Below are 267 nucleotides of genomic sequence, written 5' to 3'. Positions count from 1 at the left end.
CGGCCGTCAATTCGCTGACGCAACGCTTGACGGACCCCGAACAGACAGGCGCGTCCACGCCCGATGCGACGGCGGATGAAAGCGCGGCGAGTCCGGACGCCAATACCGCCAATACCGCCGATTCCGCCAATACCGCCTCCGCCGCATCGATGCGCACGCCGCCCATGCTCGCTCCGCCTACCCGCTATGACGGGCCGCTTCTCTGGCTCGGACTGGCTTTCGTGAATCTGCTGCTGGGCGTGATCGGCAGTCGCATCGACACCAACC

General features: G+C 66.3%; 1 protein-coding gene. It reads left to right on the top strand.

Going from position 1 to position 267, the window contains the following annotated elements; translation table 11 throughout:
• Positions 1-267 (top strand): hypothetical protein (locus tag SB786_RS36495; RefSeq protein ID WP_410731617.1); only part of this gene is annotated, 267 nt, incomplete at both ends.

Source organism: Burkholderia sp. SIMBA_062, assembly GCF_046534765.1.
GTDB classification, from domain to species: Bacteria; Pseudomonadota; Gammaproteobacteria; order Burkholderiales; family Burkholderiaceae; genus Burkholderia; species Burkholderia ambifaria.
Note: the sequence above shows the minus strand (reverse complement) of the source record. Positions and strands in the feature narration are given on the sequence as shown.